Source organism: Poseidonibacter ostreae (assembly GCF_009208075.1).
Lineage (GTDB): Bacteria > Campylobacterota > Campylobacteria > Campylobacterales > Arcobacteraceae > Poseidonibacter > Poseidonibacter ostreae.
In genome coordinates, this window is sequence record NZ_WFKJ01000002.1 from 84,841 (window position 1) to 109,772 (window position 24,932).

Genomic DNA, 24,932 nt, shown 5'->3' on the forward strand with positions numbered 1-24,932 from the left:
AATATAGGAATAAATATGAAAGATGAGATATTATATAGAGTACAAAAAAACTTTCCTCTTGTTATTAAACCTTTTGAGCAAATTGCAAAAGAGTTAAATACAACAGAAGATGAAGTAATAAAAATCTTACAAGAAGAGAAAGCAAACAATATTATTAGACAAACATCTGCAATTTTTGATACTAAAAAGCTAGGATATACATCTTCTTTAGTTGCATTTGAGATTGATGAAGACAAAATTGATGATGCAGTAATTATTTTAAACTCACACCCTGGTATTTCACATAATTATGAAAGAAATCATAAATATAACATTTGGTTTACAATAGCGATATCACCAGAATCAAAATCCAATTTAGAGGATACAGTTAAACTTTTATCAGAACTTACAAAAGCTTCTGATTATATTTTATTACCTACATTAAAACTTTTTAAGATATCTGTAAAATTAGATACAACTAATAAACAAGATAAAAAAGAAAAAGTTGAAAAGAAAAAGTTGAAAGACTTAGAACTGACTCCTTATCATTATAATATTATAAAAGAAGCTCAAAATGATATAGCAATTGTTTCAGAACCCTTTAAAGGAATTATTGAAAAATTAGATATTACTTATGAAGAGTTCTTTAAAGTATTACAAGACTTTCAAGATTCAGGTGTCATGAGAAGATTTGCCTGTATTTTAAATCATAGAAAAGCAGGATTTGGAGCAAATGCAATGGTTGCTTGGGATATTGAAGAAGGTGAAGAAGGTGAAAGAATTGGTGAAATTGCAGCTTTCTTCTCAGCTGTTTCACACTGTTATTTAAGACCTAAGTACCCTACTTGGAACTATAATCTATTTACTATGATTCATGGAAAAACAAAAGAAGATACGCAAGCAGTGATTGAAAGTATTCAAAATGAAATACCATATAAATCAAATATGCCACTTTATTCATCAAGAGAATTTAAAAAAATTAGAATTAAATATTTTAGTGATGAATTTAAACAGTGGGAAGAAAAATATATAAAATAAGGAATAAAAATGGAACTATTTATAAAACTTGAAGCAGGTTATCTTGGAATTGGTTTATTTACTTTACTAATTACACTATTTGTAACAACAAGACCTTTTATGAGCAAAGGTTCAGTAGTAAAAGGATTAATTTTTGTAGCTCCAGCAATTGCAATGTTTATTGGAATGCACTTTTATGTTACAAGTAGTAGAATGGTTGAAGTCGAAACTGCTTTTGAAAAAGGTGATAAAGTAATTTGTGAAAGTAGAGCTATTAGAAAAGTTGCTCAAAGTGTTACAATTGAAAAATCTAATGAATGGACTTTAAAAGACCATAATTTTAGCTCTCCAAACTATAATAGAGAGTTCTTTTCTGCTAGATGTATCAAGTTTGTACCCCTATCAAATCCTCCTAAAAAATAACTTATAAAATTATAGATAATTTAATTAAATTAAATTATCTATACAAATAACTGTAATTTAAAAGAATAAAACAAGACATTTTAAGTAATTTATTTAATATTGTTTAAAAAATATACTATTTTTGCTACGCAAATGCTATCTTTTCCTTTTATACTAGTTTTGTTAGTTTATTTATAGCTTCCTATAAATAAAAAATTAAAATCAATTAAAAAATAAGGATAGAAAAATGAAATTATTAAAAACTGCCTCATTATCAGTTGCTGCTTTAGCATTAGCTTCAAGTTTTGCATCTGCAGATACATTAGATTCAGTAAAAAGTAAAGGTACATTAAGTTGTGGTGTTTCAACTGGTATTGCTGGATTCTCAGCTACAGATTCAAGTGGTGCATGGAAAGGTTTAGATGTTGATATGTGTAAAGCTGTTGCATCTGCTGTATTTGGTGATGCTTCAAAAGTTAAATATGTTCCTTTAACTGCTAAAGAAAGATTTACAGCTCTTCAAAGTGGTGAAATTGATATGTTATCAAGATCAACTACTTGGACAAATACAAGAGATACTTCTTTAGGTTTAAACTTTGCTGGTGTAAACTATTATGATGGTCAAGGTTTCTTAGTTTCTAAAAATATTGGAGTTAAATCTGCTTTAGAATTAGATGGAGCAACTGTTTGTATTCAAGCAGGAACTACAACTGAGCTTAACTTAACTGATTACTTCAAAGCTAATAAAATGACTTATAAACCAATTACTTATGATACATCTGGACAAACAATTGAAGGATTTAAATCTGGTCGTTGTGATGTTGTAACTTCTGATGCTTCTCAATTATATGGTTTAGTATTAAAAGTAAAAGATCCTTCATCTGTTGAAGTATTACCTGAAATTATTTCAAAAGAGCCTTTAGGACCAGTTGTTAGACAAGGTGATGATAAATGGTTTAATATTGTTAAATGGTCTCATATTGCAATGTTAAATGCTGAAGAATTTGGTATCACACAAGCAAATGTTGATTCAATGAAAGGTAGCAAAAACCCTGGTATTAAAAGAATTTTAGGTGAATCTGGTGAAGCTGGTAAAAACTTAGGATTAGATGATAAATGGGCATACAATATTATTAAAAATGTTGGAAACTACGGTGAGTCATTTGATAGAAATGTTGGAAAAAATTCACCACTTAAAATTTCAAGAGGTTTAAATAAACTTTGGAATGATGGTGGACTTCAATATGGTGCACCTATTAGATAATAGATAAGGAATATATTAATTATTTAATAGCGAGGGGAAATTTAATTTCCCCTTTTTTAATGACAAGGTAAAAAAATGAACAAACACAAAAGGGCTAAACAGCCACAGGTTGCTTTTTATAACAACCCCGAAAATAGAGCCATTATCTATCAGATAGTAGCATTAGTATTAATATTTTTTGTAACATACTTTGTTATAAATAATATGTTTATAAATATTGAAAAGCGTGGGATTAATACAGGATTCGATTTTTTAAGTTCAGAAGCTGGATTTGGAATACTTCAATCACTAATTGAATATGATGAATCTGATACACATGGAAAAGTTTTTATTGTTGGATTACTAAATACTATATTAGTTTCAGTAATTGGTATAATATTTGCAACAATCATTGGACTTCTAGTTGGTATTGGTAGATTGTCAAAAAACTTTATGGTAGCTAAATTATCACTTATTTATGTGGAAACTTTTAGAAACATTCCAATTTTATTACAAATTCTGTTCTGGTATAATGTTGTATTAGCCTCACTTCCAAGCCCAAGACAAAGTATCTCTTTCTTTGATTCTATTTTCTTTAATAACCGTGGTTTATATATTCCACGACCTATTTTAGAAAGTGGATTTACAGCTGTAATTATTGCTTTTATTATTGCAATTGCAGGAGTTTTTTATCTATCAAAATGGGCGAATAAAAGACATGATGAAACAGGTCAAGAATTTCCAACTTTTTGGGTTTCACTTGCAATCTTAATTTCTGCACCTTTACTTGTTTTCTTAATAAGTGGAAGTCCTGCAAGTTTAGAAATAGCAGCACTTAAAGGTTTTAACTTTAAAGGTGGATGGACTTTAATTCCTGAATTATTAGCACTTGCATTTGCACTTAGTATCTATACAGCTACTTATATTGCTGAAGCAGTTCGTGCTGGTATTGAAGCCGTTCCAAAAGGTCAAAAAGAAGCAGCTAGTGCTTTAGGATTAAAAGATCACGTAATATTAAAGAAAGTTGTTTTACCACAAGCTTTAAGAGTTATTATTCCACCTGTGATTAATCAATATCTTAACTTAGTAAAAAACTCCTCTCTTGCAACTGCAATTGGATATCCAGAACTTGTAACAATATTCTCTGGAACTTCTTTAAATCAAGTTGGACAAGCAATTGAAATCATTTTAATGACAATGGCTGTTTATTTAACACTGAGTATATTAATTTCTATTTTAATGAATTATATAAACTCTAGAATGCAAATAAAGGAGAGATAATATGGCAACTTATGAAAAACTAGAAGCAAGACCAGCTCCTTTAGGTACAAAAGGAATAATTCATTGGGCAAAAGAGAACTTATTCTCTTCAATACTTAGTTCTATTTTAACACTAGTATCTTTTTATCTATTATATGTAACTGTTCCTCCTTTATTAGATTGGATGATTTTTGATGCAACTTGGAGTGGGACAAAAGATGAGATAACAAAAGAAGGTGCTAGATGGATTTTTATATTTGAAAAATTCAATCAATTTATCTATGGTTTTTATCCAGAAGAACTTTACTGGAGACCAAACTTAGCACTTGTTATTTTTGTTGCATATGTAATTGCATTTAAAAAATTTGATAGTATAAAAATTAAAGCATTTATAATTATCTCTTTTCCTATTATCACATATACTTTAGTAGCTGGTGGTTTTGGATTAGAAGTTGTTGAAACAGAAAAATGGGGAGGATTACTTCTTACAATTATTGTAGCTTCTGTAGGTATTATTGCGTCTTTTCCAATAGGAATTTTATTTGCATTAGGTCGTCAATCTAATATGCCTATTATACGAACACTTAGTGTTATTTATATTGAGTTTATTAGAGGGGTTCCTTTAATTACATTACTATTTATGTCTTCAGTAATTTTACCTTTATTCTTCCCTGAGGGAATGGATTTTGATAAATTACTTCGAGCATTAATTGGTATTACATTATTCCAAGCTGCATATATAGCAGAAGTTATAAGAGGTGGATTACAAGCAATACCAAAAGGTCAATATGAAGCAGCAGATGCTTTAGGATTAACTTACTGGAAATCAATGGGATTAATTATACTTCCACAAGCACTTAAAATTTCTATTCCAAATATAGTTGGATCGTTTATCTCTTTATTTAAAGATACAACGCTTATTTTAATTATTGGATTATTTGATATTTTAGCAATGGTAACACTTACAAATAGTGATACAAATTGGCTTGGTTTTGAAACAGAAGGTTATGTATTTGTAACAATGATTTATTGGGTTATTTGTTTTAGTATGTCTAGATATGCTAAATCGATTGAAGATAAATTTAATACAGATCACAAATAGTAGAAGAATAGGAAAGAATTATGAGTGAATTAGAATATATGATAGAAATGAACGAAGTTAATAAATGGTATGGAGATTTCCATGTACTTAAAAATGTTAACTTAAAAGTTAAAAAAGGTGAAAGAGTTGTAATTTGTGGACCTTCAGGTTCTGGAAAGTCTACTACAATTAGATGTGTTAATAGACTTGAACCTTTTCAAGAAGGTCAAATTATTGTTAATGGATTAGAATTAACTGAAGATGTAAAAAGAATTAGGGAAGTAAGAACTCATGTTGGAATGGTATTTCAACACTTTAATCTTTTTCCACATCTTTCAATTTTAGAAAATTTAATTTTAGCACCAACATGGGTTGGGAAAAAACCTAGAAAAGAAGCAATTGAAACTGCGATGCATTATTTAGAAAGAGTAAAGATTGCAGATCAAGCTGATAAATATCCAAATCAATTATCAGGTGGACAACAACAACGTGTTGCAATTGCAAGATGTTTATGTTCAAATCCTGATATTATGCTATTTGATGAACCAACAGCAGCACTAGATCCTGAAATGATTGGTGAAGTTCTTGATGTTATGACAGAACTAGCAGAAGATGGTATTACTATGGTTTGTGTTACTCATGAAATGGGATTTGCTAAAAAAGTTGCAGATAGAGTAATTTTTATGGATGCAGGTCAAATTGTTGAAGAAAATGAACCAAATGAATTCTTTGATAATCCACAATCTGATAGATTAAAACTATTCTTAGAACAAATTTTAGACCACTAATAATTTAAAATACTAGCTTAAAACGAATATTCAATATAAGAGTATTCGTATTTAAATATTAAGGTTATAAAATGACTATATTTAATCTTTTTAAAATAGGCATTGGTCCATCAAGTTCTCATACAGTTGGTCCAATGATTATTACAAAAAACTTCTGTACATTAATAAAAAAGCAAAATTACTTTTCAAACTTAACAAGAATAAAAGTTGAACTTTTTGGCTCTTTAGGCTCTACAGGAATTGGACACCATAGTGATGTTGCTGTTTTATTAGGCTTACTTGGACATGACCCTAAAACTATAAATACAAGTAAAATAAATAATATTATTGACAATATTAAAACTACTTCTACTCTTAGATTATTAAATGAAAAAACAATAAACTTTTCAATAGCAAAAGATTTAATCTTGCATAAAAGAAAAACTTTACCTTTTCATCCAAATGCTATAAAAATTACAATTTATAATTTAAAGAATGAGTTGTTTTCAAAAATTTATTATTCTATTGGCGGGGGAGAAGTTATAAGTGAAGATGAAATTAATAGTAAAAACAGTATTTCAAAAAAAGATGACCTATCTTTACCATACAATTTTTCTAATGCAAAAGAGTTATTAAAACAATGTAAAGATAATAAACTTACAATTTCCGAACTAATCTTTGAAAATGAAAAAGCATATAGAAGTGAAGATAAAATAAAAGAGTCTTTATTAGAAATATGGAAAGTTATGAATGAGTGTGTTTTAAATGGGTTAAATTCTGATGGTATTTTACCAGGAGGACTTAATGTTTCTAAAAGAGCATATAAAATCCATCAAAAGTTAAGAGAGAAAAGAACAACTGATCCTTTATCTTTTGTTGATTGGATTAATTTATATGCACTTGCCGTAAATGAAGAAAATGCATCAGGGAAAAGAGTAGTAACTGCTCCTACAAATGGAGCAGCTGGAATTATTCCTGCAGTGTTACACTATATAATTAATTTTTTAGTACATAAAGAAGACAAAGAACAAGTTATTATAAATTTTTTATTAACAGCAGGAGCAATTGGACTTTTATATCAAAGAAATGCTTCTATTTCAGGTGCTGATGTAGGATGTCAAGGAGAAGTTGGAGTAGCTTGTTCTATGGCAGCTGGTGCAATGGCTGAGTATTTAGGTGCAAATATAGAACAAATAGAAAATGCAGCAGAAATTGCAATGGAACATAATTTAGGTCTTACTTGTGATCCAATTGGAGGACTTGTTCAAATTCCTTGTATTGAAAGAAATGCTATGGCTGCAATGAAAGCTATAAATGCAGCCAGAATGGCACTAAATGAAGATGGAACACATTATGTTTCACTAGATTCTGTTATTAAAACAATGTATACAACTGGAAAAGATATGCAAAATAAGTACAAGGAAACATCAAAAGCTGGATTAGCTGTTCATTATGTTGAATGTTAATTCTTATTTTTATTAACTACTAGCTAACCAAATACCAATACCCATCATTAATATACCGGCTACTTTATTTATAAGTCTAACATTTGAGCTATTTTGTAATAACTTTCTTAAGGTCTTACCTCCAGTTGCATAAATAATTAAACATGAAAACTCTAAAACTAAAATCATAAATATTAAAACTATTAATTGTGAAGTCATTGGCAATTTATCATCTATAAAAGGTGGAAGAAGTGCTATAAAAAAAGCCCATCCTTTGGGATTTGCAATTGCTGTTATAAAACCTTGGATAGCTAAACTTTTTTTAGAAACATTATAATTACATTCATCTAAACTTAATGCCATCTTACCACGAGAAAGCCACATTTGAATACCAAGATAAAATAAATAAGCTCCACCTCCATATTTTAAAACTAAAAATATACTTGGATATTTAAGCATAATTGTTGCAACACCTATAACAGAAGCAGTTGCAACCAGTCCAACTCCAATGAGTTCTCCATACATCATATAAAATGTTTTCTTTAAACCAATACTCATCCCCATACTTAAAGACAAAGTCATACACATTCCAGGAGTAATAGATACAACAAAAAAAGTAGGAATAAAAACAGCAAGAAGAGTGAAGTTTACAAAATCCAAAATAATCCTTTAAAAAACGATTATATACAAAAGAGAATAAAAAAGTGTCTATTTAATTAGCTATAATAATTAAAATAAAGATAAAGGGGAGAAAGATTGTGTCTAAAGAGTTTAATGTTGGAAAAAAAATCAAAGATTTACGAATACAAAAAAATATGAATGCAAAAGAGTTAGCACATATGTCTAAAATCTCTGTTGGTATGTTATCTCAATTAGAAAATGGTTCAACACAAGGTTCAGTTGAAACCTTACGAAAAATTGCTAAAGTATTAGATACAACTTTAGCACAATTATTTACTGATGAAGAAACAGTAAATACGCCATTTGTAAATGAAGAATCAAAATATATTGTAAAAAAAGCTAATAGAAAAAAGATATCTTTTCCTGATCCTTTATACAACTGTGAACTTTTAGTACCAAATTTACAAGGTGCTATAGAGTTTGTATTAGTAAGGCTAGGTCCAAATAGACTTAGTGATGATATTTTACCTCACTCTAAAGGTGGAGAAGAGTGTAATTATGTTTTAGATGGAGAAATAGTAGTTACTCTTGAAAATCAAGAGTTTACACTTCAAAAAGGAGACAGTATTAGATTTAAACCTGAAACTCCTCATAAAATTGAAAATAGAAGCCTTAAAAAAGCTTCTTATATTTCAGCTATTACTCCTGTTTCTTTTTAATCTACCATTTCATAAGCTTCTTTAATATCGTTTGATTTTTTTGAAGCTATTAAAAACATCGCAGCATTTAATTTAGCAAGTTTTTCTAAGTCATTACTTGGATTTTTTGTCATATTTAAAGAATCTTCTTTACTTATAACTGTAGTTGATTTATTATAGTTTATTCCAAAATATTCAGGGTCAATTTTATGTTCAGATATTACTCCATCTTTATTTAACCAATATTTACACTTTGAAAAGATTTCAGGTGTTCCTTCATTTCCTTTTACAATTACTAAGTGTTCATAGTTTTTACCAAAAAGTTCATTATATTTTACAACATAAGGCTTATGAAATGCTGCGTTAATAGCATATTTTGAATTTCCTGGGTTTAACAGTTTTTCAACTGTATTAAATGCTGTTCTTAAACCTAAAATATTTCTAATTTTTGTAAGTTCGCTTAGTTCTTTAAAATAATCTGCTCTATCAAAATAATGAATATTATCATCAAACTTTATATTTGCATTTAATTCTTTTAAAGTTAAACCTTTTTTTGCAGGTTGTAACTCATCTCCACTTACAACAATATTTAAATCAAATTTCTTTAAATATTTTGCAACTAAAGGTAATATATATGGATTATCAGCTTTTCCATCAAAGGGATAACCTAACTCAATTGAGTTTTCTACTGTTTGTCTTTTTATATATTTATCACAAACATTAAATGTAGTTTTTAATTCTTCTATAGTTTCAAGTCTAACTCTCCAACCTAATAAAAACGCAGCAATCTGCTCAGAATAAACACTTTGATTAAGAATACATTCCATCGCATCTATCATTTCATTTTCTTTTAACTCTCTATTTGATTTAGGTCCAGTTCCAACTGCTCTAATATATTCATGAAAAGCCATTTTTTTTCCTTAAATTATTTATAAAGAAAATAATATCTTAATATGAATCCTAGACTGATGATTTAAATCAAGTTAATAAAACATCATTATTATCATATTTGTAAGTTTCAAGAACAAAATAATTTTTTTATAGGAACCTTATAGTCGCTAATTGAGAAAATAGGACAAAAAGTATCTTAATTTAAACTTAAGTTACTTGACTTTAGTCAATGGCTAATCTTAAACTAAGTGGTATAATTCCTAAGTAAAATTAACTTGATTAAAGGAGAAAATATGTCGCTATCAAGAAGAGATTTTCTTAAAAGCTCAGCAGCCGCTTCAGCAGCAGCCGCAATAGGTATGAATGTACCAACAGAATTAGCAGCAAAAGCAACTGCAGCCGAAGGTGGTTGGAGATGGGATAAAGCAGCTTGTCGTTTCTGTGGAACAGGATGTGGAATTATGCTTGCTACTAAAGGTGGTAAGATTGTTGCAGTTAAAGGTGATCCAGCAGCACCAGTAAACAGAGGTCTTAACTGTATTAAAGGTTACTTCAATGCAAAAATTATGTATGGTGCTGATAGATTAAAACAACCATTATTAAGAGTAGATGCAAAAGGTAACTTTGATAAGAAAGGTAGCTTTGCACCAGTTTCTTGGGAAAGAGCTTTTGATGAGATGGAACTTAACATCAAAAAAGCACTTAAAGCTTCTGGACCTGAAGGTGTTGGTGTATTTGCTTCTGGGCAATACACTGTTATGGAAGGATACGCAGCTCAAAAGATGATGAAAGGTGGATTTAGATCAAATGCATTTGATCCAAATGCTAGACACTGTATGGCATCTGCTGTTGTTGGTTTCTACCAAACTTTTGGAATTGATGAACCATCTGGTTGTTATGATGATATTGAGCTTACTGATACTATTGTATCTTGGGGTTCTAATATGGCAGAAATGCACCCTATTTTATGGTCAAGAGTTACTGATAGAAAATTATCTGCTCCTGATAAAGTTAAAGTAATTAATATTTCAACTTATAGACATAGAACTTCTGACTTAGCTGATAGTGAAATTATCTTCACTCCAAATACAGACCTTGCTTTATGGAATTATATTGCAAGAGAAATCGTATATAACGCACCTGAATCAATTGATTGGGATTTCGTTAAAGAACATATCGTATTTGCTGCATCTCCTGTTAATATGGGTTATGGTATGAGAAGAGCTGGTGAAAAATCTATTGTTGATGGTAAATATTCTAAATTAGAAATGGAAACTATTGATAAAGAAATGGTTAAAGTTATTTCTGAAACTGAAGCACCTGCATTAGCTCCTTATGGATATAAAGCTGGCGATAAAATGGAAAATAAACCAGCTGGTCTTAAACACTGGGAAATTTCTTTTGAAGAGTACAAAAAATTCTTAGAGCCATATACTTTAGATTATGTTGCAAAAATTTCTAAAGGTAATCCTGATGAAGATATCAATAAATTTAAAGCTAAATTACAAGAATTAGCAAACCTTTATATTGAAAAAAATAGAAAAGTTGTATCTTTCTGGACTATGGGAATGAATCAACATACAAGAGGAACTTGGGTTAATACTTTAGCATACAATGTTCACTTCTTATTAAATAAACAAGCTAAGCCAGGTTCTGGTGCATTCTCATTAACTGGTCAACCATCAGCTTGTGGAACTGCAAGAGAAGTTGGAACATTTGCACATAGATTACCAGCGGATATGATGGTAGCAAATCCTAAGCATAGAACAATTACTGAAAATGCATGGAAAGTTCCAAATGGAACATTAAATCCTGTTGGAAACCAACACATTATGAAAATCCATAGAGATATTGAAGATGGTGTTGTTAAATTTGCATGGGTAAATGTTTGTAATCCATACCAAGATACAGCATCTGCTACTCACTGGATTAAAGCGGCAAGAGAAATGGATAACTTTATTGTAACTTCTGATGGATACCCTGGTATTTCAGCAAAAGTTTCTGACCTTATCTTACCATCTGCTATGATTTATGAAAAATGGGGAGCTTACGGAAATGCTGAAAGAAGAACTCAACATTGGAGACAACAAGTATTACCAGTAGGTGATGCAATGTCTGATACATGGCAATGGGTTGAACTTTCAAAAAGATTTACTGTAAAAGACGTATGGGGTGAACAACCACTAAGAGGTGGAAAAAAATTACCAGACGTAATAGCAGCAGCAAAAGCAATGGGATATACAGAAGATACAACTATGTATGAGATTCTTTTTGCAAATGAAAAAGCAAAATCTTATAAAATAGATTTAGAAGATCCAATTCAAGCTGGATATGACAATACTGATGGTATTGGTGATTCAAGAAATGTGATTGGTTCAGATGGTAAAGTATTTAAAGGATACGGATTCTTTATTCAAAAATACTTATTTGAAGAATACGCAGATTTCGGACGTGGACATGCTCACGATTTAGCTGATTTTGATACTTACCACAAAGTAAGAGGACTTAAATGGCCAGTTGTTGATGGTAAAGAAACTCAATGGAGATTTAATACTAAATACGATCCATACGCTAAAAAATATGGTAAAGATGGAACTGATTTTGCATTCTACGGTACATTAGCAAAAGCATTATCTCAAGGTGATTTATTAGGTGTTAAAGAAAAAGCTAAAAAATCATTAAAAAATAAAGCTAAAATATTTGCAAGACCATATATGGATCCTCCAGAAGTTCCAGATGAAACTTACCCAGTATGGTTAAGTACAGGTAGAGTTTTAGAACACTGGCATTCAGGAACTATGACTATGAGAGTACCTGAATTATATAGAGCAGTACCAGAGGCATTATGTTACATGCACCCTGAAGATGCTAAGAAATATGGTGTTAAACAAGGTGGTTTAGCATGGGTTGAATCTAGACGTGGAAAAGTTAAAGCTAGAGTTGAAACAAGAGGAAGAAATAGACCTTCAAAAGGTTTAGTATTTGTACCTTGGTTTGATGAGAAAGTTTTCATTAACAAAGTATGTGCTGATTATACTTGTCCTCAATCAAAACAAACAGACTTTAAAAAGTGTGCAGTTAAAATTTATAAAGCGTAAATAAGGAGGGTGTATTGTTTTGAGCAATATTAATCCTTCAATTAAAAAAGAGTCAAAAATGAATACTGGTAAAAAAAGTCCTATTAATGATAGAAGAAGATTTTTCCTAACAATTGCAAGAGCTATTGGTCTTGCAGTTTTAGGAGGTCTTACATGGAGTGCATATGTTAGTGAAGTTACAGCAAATAGACTAATATTAAGACCTCCTGGTGCTCTTGAAGAAGAGGACTTTTTAGCAACATGTATTAAATGTGGTATGTGTGTTGAAGCATGTCCATTTGATACATTAAAACTTGCACGTCCAGGTGATAATAAACCTCTTGGTACTCCATTTTTTGAGCCAAGAGATGTTCCTTGTTATATGTGTCCTGATATTCCTTGTGTTCCTGTATGTCCTACAGATGCACTTGATATTTTCTCGGTGCAAAATGACAAAAAAGAACTAGATATAGCTAAAGCAGATATGGGTGTTGCAGTTATTGATGATAATTCTTGTATTGCTTTTTGGGGAATTCAATGTGATGCATGTTATAGAGCTTGTCCTCTTTTAGGAGAAGCTATTAGCATTGAATACACAAAGAATGAAAGAACAGGTAAACATGCATTTATGAAACCAATCGTTCACGCGGACGTATGTACTGGTTGTGGAATGTGTGAAAAAGCTTGTGTAACTGATAAAGCAGCGATTTTTGTACTTCCTAGAGAAGTAGCAGAAGGGAAAGCAGGTGATTATTACATCAAAGGCTGGGACAAAACAGATGAAAAAAGACTTGAAAATGCAACAAGTAAAGAAACAAGAACTGAAATTAGTAAAGATTCTGCATTAGATTCTTTAAATGACTCAGGAGACTTATACTAATGAAAACACTATTAGATAAATATAGATTTTTAATAGCAAGAAGAATCTCACAAGTTTTAATTATGGTTTTATATGTAATTGCGAATGTATATGGAATAAATTTTCTAACAGGAAATTTATCTTCATCATTATTAGCAGGAATTATTCCTCTTAGTGATCCATATGCAGTATTACAAATGTTTGTTGCAGGTGCAGTAATATCAATTGATATTATTGTTGGAGCTTTAATCATTACAATTTTTTATATGACTGTTGGTGGTCGTGCTTTTTGTTCTTGGGTTTGTCCTGTAAATATGATTACAGATTTAGCAAACTATTTAAGAAGAAAACTTGGATTTAATCAAATCCAAAAAAAGCAACCAGCTTCACGAAATATAAGATATTGGGTACTTGCTATTAGTTTAGTTATTTCATTTTTTATGGGATTAGCTGCATTTGAGTTTATTTCACCAATCTCTATGGTTCATAGAGGAATTATATTCGGTTTAGGTTTTGGTTGGGCTGCAATACTAGTAATATTTCTTTTTGATTTATTTGTTTTAAAAAATGGCTGGTGTGGACATGTTTGTCCTCTTGGTGGAGCTTATTCACTAATAGGGAAAACTAGTCTAATTAGAGTTCATCATAATGCACCAAATTGTACAGCTTGTATGAAATGTAAAGAAGTTTGTCCTGAAGTACAAGTTCTTCATATGGTTACAAAAGAATCAATTCCCGTATTAAGTGGAGAATGTACAAATTGTGGAAGATGTATTGAAGTGTGTGATGATGATGCTCTTAATTTTTCAATTAAGAATTTAAAAAAAGGAAAAGATAATGAAGTTAGGTAAATTAACTTTAGCAATTGCTGCAGTAGCAACTTTATACGCTACAACAATGAGTGCTGCAGAAAAGACTGTTAGTGAAGAATCTTTAGGATTAAGAAAAACAACTATTTATAGTGAAAAAGATACTACTGCTGATAAAGTAATGTATGGAACAGATGCAGCAGGTACATCTAAGAAAATCAAAAGAGCATTTCAAGATGCTCCACCAATGATTCCTCATGATGTAGATGGTATGCTACCAATTACTATTAATAATAACCAATGTACAATGTGTCATGAACCTGCAGTTGCAGAATCAATGGGCGCGACACCAATTCCTAAATCACACTTTATGGATTTTAGACCAAAACATAAATTTGATGGGAAACAATTTACAAAATCAATTGATAATATGAAAAATGAAGTTTCAGTAAAACCAATTGAGCAATTAGCAGGAGCAAGATTTAATTGTACTCAATGTCATGCACCTCAAACAACTGGTAAATTAGCTGTAGAAAATGATTTTAAAGCTGCTTATACTAAAAAAGATGGTGAATTTAAATCAAGTTGGGATGAAGTAATCCTTGATGACTTAGATACATTAAAAAAATAAGTTAAAAAATGGAAAGAAGAGAGCTATTTAGCTCTCTTGCTTCTTCTTTTAAAACAAAAGAAAAGCAAGAGATTATTTTAAGACCACCTTATTATAAAGATGAAGAAGTTTTTTTAACAAACTGTATAGAGTGTGATGGAATTTGTGGTACTGTTTGTGAAGAAAATATTATCGTTATAAAAGATGATAAAACTCCAATAATTGACTTTTCCTTAAATGGATGTACATATTGTGATGAATGTGCAATTGCTTGTCCAAATGAAGTTTTATCTATTGAAGATAAAAAGAATATAAATGCTAAAATACAAATAGATATAAGTACTTGTTTAGCATGGAATGATACTATGTGTTTTTCTTGTAAAGATCCTTGTTTTGATGAAGCTATCGATTTTTTAGGTATGTTTAGACCTGAAATAAATGATAACTGTACATCATGTGGATTTTGCATAAAAGTATGTCCAACACAAGCTATAAAAATAATCTAATAAAGGAAAACTATGACTTTTATCAAAGCAGCTATTTTTCTAGTTTTATTTCTTTTTACATTAAATGCAAAAGATATAAATCCAAGCTACACATATTTAGCAAGTGGTGGTATTACAGATCTTGTAATAAAAAATGGTAAGTTATATGTAGCAACAAAAGCATCAAAAGTAGATATTTTTGATATAAACACAAAAGAAAAGATATCTTCAATTACATTACCTAAAATAAAAGATTTTATGGGTGATGAAATTAATTCTAAAATATATAGTGTTGATGTTTTTGAAGATAGTATACTAATACTTTCACAAGGAAGTAAAGGTGGCCGAGCGATCCATCTTTATAAAAATTCAAAGCTTACAGAAATTATTTCTGCTAAAAAAAGAATGTTTATAGCTCGAGCTAAATTTATTAATAAAAGTAAAATTGTATTTTCTTTATTATCTAATGAATTATATTTATACGATTTAGAAAATAAAAAGCAACTATTAGAAACTCAAATATCACAATCTAAATTTTCAAACTTTGTCTTAAGTGAAGATAAAAAACGTATTGTAATTGCTGATGAAAGTGGTATTTTACAAATGCTTGATACAGATACTTTAAAAATATTAGAAGTATTTAAGAAGCAAAATCTTGATAATGTATTTCAAGTTGATTTAAAAAATGATATTATATTAACAGCAGGACAAGATAGAAGAGCAGCTGTTTTTTCAATAAAAGAAAAAACTGCTTATCATAAAGATGCAACATTTCTAATTTATAGTGCAGGTCTTAGTCCTAGTGGAGAGATTGCAGGAATTGCAAGTACTGAAAACAATGAAGTAAAAGTTTTTAATACTAAAACACAAAGAGATTTATCTATGCTAAAAGGTAATAATACAACTCTTACAAATATTGTATTTATAAATGAGAAAGAAGTTTTTGTCACAAGTGATGATGAAAGAATAAATTACTATAAAATTGATTAAGATTAATTGATTAAAACAAAAGGATTATAAAATGAACGTTTCAAGTATTGTAGTGCAAACATTACCAAAGTATCTAGATGAAGTAGTAGAGTCTTTAAAAAAATGTGATGTATGTGATTATCATATGCATGATGAATTAGGAAGAATTATTATTACTATTGAAGGTGCTGGAGTTGAAGAAGAGCTAAAGAAATTAAGAGTAATAGAAGCAATTCCACATGTAGCATCAGCTGATATGCAAATGGCATATAGTGAAGATGAGTTAAGTGCACATATGGAAGTTTTAGATAATGCGGAAGTTGTACCAAAAGTTTTAAATGACGAAGATATAGATCCTAAAGATATAGTTTATAATGGGGATTTAAAAAAGAAAGATTTAGAAGGTTTTGCAAGAACATTTGATAATACAGGAAAATAATCATGGAATATAATTCAAGTAATTTTTTATTAGAAACAATTGTACCAAGTGAAGAGTTAATTGTTTCAAGAACTGATTTAAAAGGTAATATTACTTATGTAAATGATACATTTGCTGAGATTTCTGGATATGAAGCAAATGAACTTATTGGAAATCCTCATAGTATTGTAAGACATCCAGATATGCCAAAAGCTATTTTTAGTGACTTATGGAAAGAATTAGAAACAAAAGGTAAATGGTCAGGTTATGTAAAAAACTTACGTAAAGATCAAGGTTATTATTGGGTTTATGCTGAAATATCTGAAGTTCATAAAGATGGGAAATTAGTTGAATATAAGTCTATTAGAACTCCTATGAGTTTTGAAAAAAAAGTAGAATATCAAGTAAAATATGATCAACTAAAACTAACATCTGGTGAATTAATTCGTCATGTAAGTTATACTGAATATAAGAAATAACAAAAATTACACAAAAATATAGTAAAGTTATAATTATGAAAAATAAATTTATAGTTATAGCTTTATTAGCTCTCTTCTTTACAAACTTAAATGCTTATTCAACACAAATAAAAGCTGCACATGCAATTGGTATTTTTCATGAAAATGGAAAAGGTGAAAATATACAGCATGTAAGAAAAACCAAAGATGATTATAATGGTATATGCTTTAGTAAAATAGTAGTCTTTGGAAAACTAAATAATATCATGCCAAAAGTTAAAATAGGCAACTCACTAGGAAAATTTATAAAAGAAATACCAATTTATAATAAGCATAAAATTAAAATTGCAAAAGAGATAACTTTCAAGCATTATAATGTAACAAAAGGCTATATTGAAGTTAGAGTTGATAAAAAACTGTATGATTCAAAAGTTTTTGTAAAATAAATAGAATATTGATTTATATCATTAATTTACTTTTTTAATCTATGTATAATTACAACATAATAAGAAGCTTTACCTCCTCCCCTCCTTTTAAAATAAAAGTCAAATATAAGATTTTTCACGGTAAAGCTTCTTTTATACTTCCAATTAAATAATCCTCCAATTTATATTTTTTAAAATTCTTTATTAATTTCATTATAATTCTTATTATAATCTATAAATTTCAAAAAAAAATCCTTTCGTAGCATTAAAATAGCATTTTTTATGGTATACTTTTGGCAATAGAAGTTTTATCTATTATCTCTCCTTAGTAAAAAATTACGTAGCTGTAAAATTTTTTCAGGATAAGACTTCTCTTAATTACTCATTATTGTAAAAAATCGAAATTTTTATAATGTTAAAATGATTTTATTTTGAATATATTTAAATACTTTTTTAATAAATAAAATCAGAGTGTGCGGACAAAAAAAAAGGATAAGTTAAATAACTTATCCTTTTTTTTTAACTGATAAATAAATATCTCTTTACATATACTTTTTAAGTACTTCTGGAATTCTTATACTTCCATCTTCATTCTGATAGTTTTCCATAATAGCAACTAGTGTTCTACCAACTGCTAATGAACTTCCATTTAACGTATGAGCTAAGATGTTTTTCTTCCCGTCTTTATATCTAATTTTTGCACGTCTTGCTTGGAACTCTTTTGTATTAGAAATTGAAGAAATTTCTCTATATTTATTTTGTCCTGGTAACCAAACTTCTAAGTCAATTGTTGTAGCTGCACTAAATCCTAAATCACCTGTACATAATTGCATTTTTTGGTGAGGAAGTCCTAATGATGTTAATAAATCACTTGCACAATTTACCATTTTTTCAAATATTTCTTCACTTTGTTCAGGTTTTGTAATAGCAACCATTTCAACTTTATCAAATTGATGTTGTCTTATAAGTCCTCTTGTATCTCTACCTGCACTTCCTGCTTCTTTTCTAAAACAAGGTGTATAAGATGTAAGTAACATAGGAAGTTCTTCTGAAGCTAAAATCTCATCATTTACTAGATTTGTTAATTGTACTTCAGCAGTAGGAATTAAATATAAATCTTCACCTTCAATTTTAAATAAATCATCTTCAAATTTTGGTAATTGACCTGTTCCTTGAAGTGCATTAGAGTTTGCCATAAATGGAACATACCATTCTTCAAAACCTCTTTGTCTATTAAAATCAAGCATATAATTAATTAATGCTCGCTCCATTCTAGCACCCTCACCTTTAAGTGCTGCAAATCTAGACTTAGCTAGCTTTACACCTCTTTCAAAGTCAATCCATTCATTTGGTAAATCCCAGTGTTCTTTTGGTTCAAAAGAGAATTCAGGCTTCTCTCCAATTGTTTCTAAAAGAACATTTTCATCTTCATTTGCACCATTAGGAACACAATCATCAGGAAGATTTGGAACACCAAGTGCTATAGAAGTTAATTCTTCTTCTATACTTCTAACTTCATCTTCTAAAGTCTGTTTTCTTTCTTTTAATTCATTGATATTTGCTTGAAGTGGAGCTATGTCTAAGCCCTCTTTTTTATATCTTCCAAACTCACGTGAAAGTTTATTTTGCTCAGCTGTAACATTTTCCATGTCTTGTCTTTTAAGCTTTGCATTTTCTGAGATAGATTTTAAGTTGTCTAAAATTTCTTGAGCCACGCCTTTTCTTTTTAAAGCGCTCGCCATATTTTCAAAGTCTTTTTGTAGTAGTTTTATATCAATCATCTTTTCTCTTTGTATTTATATTTTTTGCATTATATCTAAAAATTGCTACAAAGAGATTAGATGAGATAAAAATGTTATCCGTTCATTTCCATTTTTATTAGAACTTCACCCTCAACATATTGAGTTTTAAATCTATGTTTTTCACAAAATTCTTCATTCATAACTGTACACATTTCATTTGCTTTTTCTAAAGCTGCATCAATTGTTTCACATTCAGTAACTTGTTCAAAGTCTGAATTTCTAAAACAACCACATGCTCTTTCAACTCTTACTATTGCCATAATATCTCCTTAAAATTTTGCGAATTGTATCATAAACATATTTTAATTACCTTTTAATAATTAATTATATAGCTTTTTATAAAGTTTTGTATAAGATATAAATAAAAAAGATTTTGAATGAAAAATAAATTTTTACCCCTTTCTTTATTGATATTTGTGCTTATCGTAGCTTCATTTTATATAACTTCACAGTTTATTCAACCTCCATCTAAAAAAGAGTTTACTATAGCAACTGGTTCAAAAGATGGTCAATATTATAAAACTGCACTTTTATATAAAGAGATATTAGAAAAACAAAAAGTAAAAGTAAATATCATTACATCAAATGGTTCAATTGATAATTTGAATTTATTAAAAGAAAAAAAAGCTGACATGGCTTTTATTCAAAATGGTATAGACCATGATGTAAGTACTCATAAAATAAAATCTCTAGCTTCAACATACTATGAACCATTATGGATATTTTACAAGAATGAAAAATATACTATGGATTATATAGTCGAATTAACTTCAAAGAAAATATCTATAGGAAAAGAAGGCAGTGGAACATTTGATTTAAGTAGTAAAATATTAAACGATAACAATGTTAATAATACAAATTCAAGTATTCTAAACTATTCTACAAAAGAAGCAAAAGATAAACTTTTAAAAGGTGAAATAGATGCAATGTTTTTAGTTATTTCACCTGATTCTCCTATTATTAAAGAATTATTAGAGAATCCAGATATAAATCTTTTTAGTTTTAAAAGAGCAAAAGCATATAGTAGAAAGTATAATTTCTTAGAACCTATTACTCTTTATGAGGGAACAATAAATTTATATAAAAACCTACCTTCACAAAATGTAAACTTATTATCTACGACTGCAACTTTAGTTGTAAGAGAAGATTTTTCAGAAGAGCTAACAAGACTAATTTTAAAAAGTATCAAAAATATTCATAATAAAAAAACTCTTTTTGAAACAGAAAACCAATTTCCAAATATAGATAATATTACAATTGTTCCTAGTACTGAAGCACAGAGATACTTTGAATACGGGGATACATGGTTAGAAAAAATCTTTCCTTATTGGATTGCATCAAATCTTGACAGATTAAAAATCCTTTTAATCCCTTTACTAACACTTCTAATTCCTTTATTAAAAGGTGGTTTCCCTCTTTATAGATGGAGTATACGTTCAAAAATATATAGATGGTATGATGAAGTTCAAGCATTAGATTTAGATCTTGAGGGACTTGAAAAAGAAGAGTTGAAAAATAAACTTCTAGAAATTGAAGAGTTAAAAAAAGAGATAAAAGAAGAGACAAAAGTGCCTTTATCATATATGGGTGAATATTATGATTTAATCATGCATTTAGAGCTTATTATCTCAAAGGTAAATATAAAAATAAACTCTTATTAATTTTAGCTATTTTTGCTATAATTACAAAAAAAATATAAGGAATAATACTTTGAGAATTTTATCAGGTATTCAACCATCAGGGACATTGCACATAGGAAACTACTTTGGTGCAATCAAAAGAATTATTGAATCACAAAATCAAGGGGAGCTATTTGCTTTTATTGCATCTTATCATGCATTAACATCTGTAAAAGACAAAGCAGTTCTAGAGCAAAATACATTTGAAGCGGCTGTAAACTTTTTAGCATTAGGAATGGATCCAGAGAAAGCAACTTTTTGGGTACAACACCATGTAAAAGAGGTTTTAGAGTTATACTGGTTACTTTCAAATCATACTTCGATGGGATTATTAGAACGTGCTCACTCTTATAAAGATAAAACAGCAAGAGGAATTCAAGCAAATCATGGTTTATTCTCATATCCTGTACTAATGGCAGCTGATATTTTATTATTTGACTCAGAAGTAGTTCCAGTTGGAAAAGACCAAATACAACACGTTGAAATTGCAAGAGATATTGCAACTTCAATTAATCATACTTATAAGCAAGATTTATTTGTATTACCACAATCAAAAGTAGATGAAGTACTAGCAACTGTTCCTGGAACTGATGGTGCTAAAATGTCTAAGTCTTATGGAAATACAATTGATATGTTTAACACAAAAAAGAAAATCAAGAAACAAGTTATGAGAATAGTAACAGATTCTAAAGAGCTTGATGAAGCAAAAGAATGGGAAAATTGTAATATCTATAAATTATCTGAATTATTTATGAATGAAGATGAATTAAAAGAATTACAAACAAGATATGCAACTCCTGGTGAAGGTTATGGACATTTTAAACTAGCTTTATTAGATAGTATGACTGAATATTTTGCACCTTATCAAGAAAAAAGAGAACATCTCTTAGCAAATCCAAAAGAAGTACATGAAATACTTGCTTATGGAGCCCAAAAAGCATCTAAAATTGCACAAGAAAAAATGAGAATTTTAAGAGATGTAGTAGGATTAATATAAAAGAGATTTTCTCTTTTATATCCTTTATAAGAAGTATTAAACTTCTTTTACTGTTATAACATTAGAGATATTTTTAGAAATATTCTCTACTCTTGACTGCCAAAGTTTACCAAAATTTAATTTTTCAGTTTCATCTGCATTACCTTGAACACATTTTTGCATTAAAGCTTGCATAGATGGATCAAATTGAATTGAGCTTGGATCATAAAATACGTCAACACTTTGTTTTGTATCTACTCTTGTAAATCTTGCACTTGCATCATTAATATCTTGTTCAAATTTTAAAAGATAATTACGGTCATATTTTCCTGCAATTCCTTTAAAACCATTATTTGTACAAGCACCTGTAATATTCATAGCAACATTCCCAATAACACCTGCAACTGCTTCACTTTGTCGTTGTGAAAATGAAACTTCAACTTCACCCCTTTTTGCAGGTTCATTAGAATATAAAGCTTTTAAAGCTTCTAAATTCATAAGATAAGCGCCTAAAACTGTAGGACAAGAATGCCCTGCACCTTTTACAATATCTAAATATGAAATTTCATAAATTCCATCTTCAAATGTTCCTAAAAATGATGATAATTCATCTTGTACTTTGATTGTTTCAATTTTATTATAAAAATCTGGATAAGTCATTATTTTGTGCCTTTTTATTTAACACAAAATTATAAATAGTTTTGTGTTAGTTAGTTTTTTTGCATATAAAGATTAATTTATCGGCGTCTTCATCACTATGTAAATTAAACTCTTTTATCTCTTGAATTTCGAAATTGCATTTTTTTAACAGTTTTGTTAAAAACTCTTTTGAGTGGTATTGCTGTATTATTGAGTCACTTGTCTTTGTATATAAATTATCTTTATTTTTTTCAAAAAGTGTTAAATCTGTTTGAAGTTTTTCATTTTCAAAAACTGCATCAATACCAATAAATTTATCTTCTAAATCTATTGTAATACAACCTTGTGCAATATATTCAAATCCAAAGTGCGAGTTTACATCAAATACAAAATATCCGCCTTGATTTAAAACAAGATTTGTTTCTTGAATAAACTGTTCTAAGTCTTCACTTGAAATGTAATTTAATACATCAAAAATAGCAGTTGCACAATCAAATTTTTCTTCTACTTCACTTAAAGCAATTGCTTGAGCATTTAAGTTTTTAGCTTCACATACTTTGATTTGTTCTACACTTAAATCAATACCAAAGGCAGTTTTTTTATTAATTTTTAAATTATCTAAAAAGTATCCTTGACCACATCCAATATCAATGATATTATCAAGTTCATTTACCATCACAAACTCCATAAACTGTTTGTGAAGAGAATAAACCTCATCTTCAAAGTCTAAGTAAGGTTCAATCTTTGAATATAGTTCTAAACCCATTATAGTTGTGCTTCAATCTTTTCTTTTAAGTCTAAAATTAAATCTTTTTTAGCATAAAACGAGTTTTTATTTGCAATTAAATGTGCGCTACTTTCCATAATTGTAGGACCTACTTCAAGTCCATTTTGCTTCATTGTCTCACCAGTTTCAACAATATCAACAATACAATCAGAAAGATTAACAAGTGGTGCTAATTCTATTGAACCATATAGTTTGATAATATCAACTGCCATTGCTTTTTCTTCAAAATATTTTTTAGCAATTACTTCATGTTTTGTAGCAACAGTAATTTTACTTTTAGTCATATCAAGTTGTTCACCCTTTCTTAAACCAAAAGCAACTTTACATCGACCTAGTTCTAAATCAAGTAATTTAATTAAGTCGTACTCTTTTTCTTCTAATACATCAAGTCCTACTACACCTAAATCAGCAGCACCATGCATTACATAAGTTGGTACATCTTGATTTCTTACATTTAAAAATCTAAATCCAGCTTTTTCAAGTATAAGTTTTCTATCTTCAAAAACAAACTTTTCATCAAAAGCCTTTTCAAATTTTTCTAATGTTTCTTTAGCAATTCTTCCCTTAGGCAATGCAATTGTTAGCATCAATAATCCTTTTCATATTTTCAAATATTAAATCTTTTTTATATATACTATTTTTAAAATAGCCACTTAAAACTAGTCCATCACCACCTGTAAATATAATATTCTTATTTTTAGCAACTTCTTTGATTGGTAAAATGATAGATTTCAACATAGCATATTGTATGGCATCTTTTGTTTGAAGCGGTATTTTATCTAAATTTATATCTTTTTCAAAATCAAATTTTAGTTTTTTTGAAATTTTTGGGTAAGCTTTTATAAATGCGCTCATTCCAAGTAATATAAATCCACCTTTATGAATACCTTTTTTCATTACATCAACTGTAATTGCACTTCCTGCATCTACTATAACTGCATCTTTTACAAAAGCACAAGCAAGAGCTCTATCAATTCCTTGACCCTTATATTCTGTTTTAAAATTTAAATATTTTTTTATATTAATTGCACTTGGATTTGAAGCAAGTAGTTTCTTTGTTGCTTTTTCATTTACTGATACGAAAAGTATCTTCTCTTTAAACTTTGGTATATCATCTTTTAAAGAATATTTCTTATGTTTTTTTCCAATTAAAAAATGAAAAGTTGTATTACCAATATCACATAAAATCAATATAAACACTCCATTTATTCTCTTTTAAATATGCCTTTGCTTTTGAGCATAAAGGAGAAGAGATTAATAATACCTTTTTCTTAAAGTTATGGTCAAGATGAGAAGATAATGTTTCACAAAGAGCCATTAAATCATCTGCATTTTTTCTTAAAAATCTACTTTTTGCATCAACAATAAAAATTGCATAAAACTCTTTTTTTACAGAAGTTGCATGATATATGCCTATTTTTTTTCTTGAACCTATCTCTTTTGGAGTAGTTTCATTTATTTGTTTAAATATAATATCTTTTTTTGTAAAATAATTTGTTAATTCTTTCAATTTTTGCCTTTATATAAATGCGATT

28 protein-coding genes are annotated in these 24,932 nt (G+C 28.9%); 19 read left to right on the forward strand and 9 right to left on the reverse strand.

Annotated elements, in window-relative coordinates; all coding sequences use genetic code 11:
• Positions 1-15: 15 nt before the first annotated feature.
• The 7 genes from ahbA to GBG18_RS01265 all read left to right on the forward strand — a co-directional run bounded on the left by ahbA (position 16) and on the right by GBG18_RS01265 (position 7,215).
• Complete coding sequence (ahbA, locus tag GBG18_RS01235) at positions 16-1,017, forward strand: siroheme decarboxylase subunit alpha (RefSeq protein WP_152187633.1); 1,002 nt, start codon at positions 16-18, stop codon at positions 1,015-1,017.
• Between the two features lie 9 nt (positions 1,018-1,026).
• On the forward strand, positions 1,027-1,419 hold the full coding sequence (locus GBG18_RS01240) for a hypothetical protein (protein WP_152187635.1): 393 nt from the start codon (positions 1,027-1,029) through the stop codon (positions 1,417-1,419).
• Positions 1,420-1,645: 226 nt separating this feature from the next.
• Positions 1,646-2,662: an amino acid ABC transporter substrate-binding protein gene (locus GBG18_RS01245; RefSeq protein WP_152187636.1), complete on the forward strand. Its 1,017-nt coding sequence runs from the start codon at positions 1,646-1,648 to the stop codon at positions 2,660-2,662.
• Positions 2,663-2,737: 75 nt separating this feature from the next.
• On the forward strand, positions 2,738-3,922 hold the full coding sequence (locus GBG18_RS01250) for an amino acid ABC transporter permease (protein WP_152187638.1): 1,185 nt from the start codon (positions 2,738-2,740) through the stop codon (positions 3,920-3,922).
• Position 3,923: 1 nt separating this feature from the next.
• Positions 3,924-5,003, forward strand: a complete 1,080-nt coding sequence (locus tag GBG18_RS01255) for an amino acid ABC transporter permease (protein WP_152187640.1) — start codon at positions 3,924-3,926, stop codon at positions 5,001-5,003.
• Positions 5,004-5,041: 38 nt separating this feature from the next.
• Positions 5,042-5,770, forward strand: a complete 729-nt coding sequence (locus tag GBG18_RS01260; protein ID WP_193311043.1) for an amino acid ABC transporter ATP-binding protein — start codon at positions 5,042-5,044, stop codon at positions 5,768-5,770.
• Between the two features lie 71 nt (positions 5,771-5,841).
• A complete protein-coding gene (locus GBG18_RS01265; protein WP_152187644.1) occupies positions 5,842-7,215 on the forward strand; it encodes an L-serine ammonia-lyase in 1,374 nt (457 codons plus the stop codon).
• 12 nt (positions 7,216-7,227) lie between these two features.
• On the opposite strand, the gene GBG18_RS01270 is transcribed toward GBG18_RS01265, so the two are convergent.
• Positions 7,228-7,854 (reverse strand): LysE family translocator, encoded by a 627-nt coding sequence (locus tag GBG18_RS01270; protein WP_226896362.1) that lies wholly within the window; start codon positions 7,852-7,854, stop codon positions 7,228-7,230.
• Positions 7,855-7,952: 98 nt separating this feature from the next.
• Between GBG18_RS01270 and GBG18_RS01275 the strand changes: the two genes are divergently transcribed.
• The gene (locus GBG18_RS01275) at positions 7,953-8,534 is read left to right on the forward strand and encodes a helix-turn-helix domain-containing protein (RefSeq protein WP_152187647.1); all 582 of its coding nucleotides are present in this window, start codon (positions 7,953-7,955) and stop codon (positions 8,532-8,534) included.
• On the opposite strand, the gene GBG18_RS01280 is transcribed toward GBG18_RS01275, so the two are convergent.
• The gene (locus GBG18_RS01280) at positions 8,531-9,424 is read right to left on the reverse strand and encodes a glycosyl transferase (protein WP_152187649.1); all 894 of its coding nucleotides are present in this window, start codon (positions 9,422-9,424) and stop codon (positions 8,531-8,533) included. The two genes, GBG18_RS01275 and GBG18_RS01280, sit on opposite strands and share 4 nt — an antisense overlap.
• Before the next feature lie 273 nt (positions 9,425-9,697).
• On the opposite strand from GBG18_RS01280, the gene napA reads away from it, so the two are divergent.
• From napA to GBG18_RS01325, 9 genes are read left to right on the forward strand one after another with little or no spacing between them, the layout of a single operon-like run.
• The gene (gene napA / locus GBG18_RS01285; RefSeq protein WP_152187651.1) at positions 9,698-12,502 is read left to right on the forward strand and encodes a nitrate reductase catalytic subunit NapA; all 2,805 of its coding nucleotides are present in this window, start codon (positions 9,698-9,700) and stop codon (positions 12,500-12,502) included.
• Positions 12,503-12,560: 58 nt separating this feature from the next.
• Entirely contained in the window at positions 12,561-13,361 is an 801-nt protein-coding gene (gene napG / locus GBG18_RS01290) for a ferredoxin-type protein NapG (protein WP_152187731.1), read from the forward strand.
• Positions 13,361-14,191: a quinol dehydrogenase ferredoxin subunit NapH gene (gene napH, locus GBG18_RS01295; RefSeq protein ID WP_076083910.1), complete on the forward strand. Its 831-nt coding sequence runs from the start codon at positions 13,361-13,363 to the stop codon at positions 14,189-14,191. Before napG ends, napH begins: the two co-directional genes overlap by 1 nt.
• Positions 14,178-14,780 (forward strand): nitrate reductase cytochrome c-type subunit, encoded by a 603-nt coding sequence (locus tag GBG18_RS01300; RefSeq protein ID WP_193311042.1) that lies wholly within the window; start codon positions 14,178-14,180, stop codon positions 14,778-14,780. Before napH ends, GBG18_RS01300 begins: the two co-directional genes overlap by 14 nt.
• A gap of 8 nt (positions 14,781-14,788) precedes the next feature.
• Positions 14,789-15,265, forward strand: a complete 477-nt coding sequence (locus tag GBG18_RS01305; protein WP_152187654.1) for a ferredoxin-type protein NapF — start codon at positions 14,789-14,791, stop codon at positions 15,263-15,265.
• A gap of 12 nt (positions 15,266-15,277) precedes the next feature.
• Positions 15,278-16,234 (forward strand): WD40 repeat domain-containing protein, encoded by a 957-nt coding sequence (locus GBG18_RS01310; protein ID WP_152187656.1) that lies wholly within the window; start codon positions 15,278-15,280, stop codon positions 16,232-16,234.
• Between the two features lie 31 nt (positions 16,235-16,265).
• Complete coding sequence (locus tag GBG18_RS01315) at positions 16,266-16,652, forward strand: chaperone NapD (RefSeq protein WP_076083898.1); 387 nt, start codon at positions 16,266-16,268, stop codon at positions 16,650-16,652.
• Between the two features lie 2 nt (positions 16,653-16,654).
• Positions 16,655-17,110 (forward strand): PAS domain-containing protein, encoded by a 456-nt coding sequence (locus GBG18_RS01320; protein WP_152187658.1) that lies wholly within the window; start codon positions 16,655-16,657, stop codon positions 17,108-17,110.
• 35 nt (positions 17,111-17,145) lie between these two features.
• On the forward strand, positions 17,146-17,535 hold the full coding sequence (locus tag GBG18_RS01325; protein ID WP_152187660.1) for a hypothetical protein: 390 nt from the start codon (positions 17,146-17,148) through the stop codon (positions 17,533-17,535).
• A 521-nt stretch (positions 17,536-18,056) separates the two neighbouring features.
• On the opposite strand, the gene serS is transcribed toward GBG18_RS01325, so the two are convergent.
• Both serS and GBG18_RS01335 read right to left on the reverse strand, forming a co-directional pair.
• Positions 18,057-19,295: a serine--tRNA ligase gene (serS, locus tag GBG18_RS01330; RefSeq protein WP_152187661.1), complete on the reverse strand. Its 1,239-nt coding sequence runs from the start codon at positions 19,293-19,295 to the stop codon at positions 18,057-18,059.
• A gap of 74 nt (positions 19,296-19,369) precedes the next feature.
• Positions 19,370-19,576, reverse strand: a complete 207-nt coding sequence (locus tag GBG18_RS01335; RefSeq protein WP_152187662.1) for a hypothetical protein — start codon at positions 19,574-19,576, stop codon at positions 19,370-19,372.
• Positions 19,577-19,693: 117 nt separating this feature from the next.
• On the opposite strand from GBG18_RS01335, the gene GBG18_RS01340 reads away from it, so the two are divergent.
• Positions 19,694-20,977 (forward strand): TAXI family TRAP transporter solute-binding subunit, encoded by a 1,284-nt coding sequence (locus GBG18_RS01340; protein WP_152187664.1) that lies wholly within the window; start codon positions 19,694-19,696, stop codon positions 20,975-20,977.
• Positions 20,978-21,026: 49 nt separating this feature from the next.
• A complete protein-coding gene (trpS, locus tag GBG18_RS01345) occupies positions 21,027-21,992 on the forward strand; it encodes a tryptophan--tRNA ligase (protein ID WP_152187666.1) in 966 nt (321 codons plus the stop codon).
• Between the two features lie 36 nt (positions 21,993-22,028).
• Here the strand turns inward: trpS and GBG18_RS01350 are convergent, their stop codons facing one another.
• Genes GBG18_RS01350 through GBG18_RS01370 form a run of 5 tightly spaced genes read right to left on the reverse strand, consistent with a single transcriptional unit; the run spans position 22,029 to position 24,907 of the window.
• Positions 22,029-22,631, reverse strand: a complete 603-nt coding sequence (locus tag GBG18_RS01350; protein ID WP_152187668.1) for an FmdE family protein — start codon at positions 22,629-22,631, stop codon at positions 22,029-22,031.
• 46 nt (positions 22,632-22,677) lie between these two features.
• Positions 22,678-23,376: a class I SAM-dependent DNA methyltransferase gene (locus GBG18_RS01355; RefSeq protein ID WP_152187670.1), complete on the reverse strand. Its 699-nt coding sequence runs from the start codon at positions 23,374-23,376 to the stop codon at positions 22,678-22,680.
• Positions 23,376-23,984, reverse strand: coding sequence for an ATP phosphoribosyltransferase (hisG, locus tag GBG18_RS01360; protein ID WP_152187672.1), 609 nt, complete (start codon positions 23,982-23,984; stop codon positions 23,376-23,378). The genes GBG18_RS01355 and hisG overlap by 1 nt, the downstream gene beginning before the upstream one ends.
• Positions 23,962-24,597, reverse strand: a complete 636-nt coding sequence (locus GBG18_RS01365; RefSeq protein WP_226896363.1) for a type III pantothenate kinase — start codon at positions 24,595-24,597, stop codon at positions 23,962-23,964. Before GBG18_RS01365 ends, hisG begins: the two co-directional genes overlap by 23 nt.
• A complete protein-coding gene (locus GBG18_RS01370; protein WP_152187676.1) occupies positions 24,575-24,907 on the reverse strand; it encodes a hypothetical protein in 333 nt (110 codons plus the stop codon). Before GBG18_RS01370 ends, GBG18_RS01365 begins: the two co-directional genes overlap by 23 nt.
• Positions 24,908-24,932 lie beyond the last annotated feature (25 nt).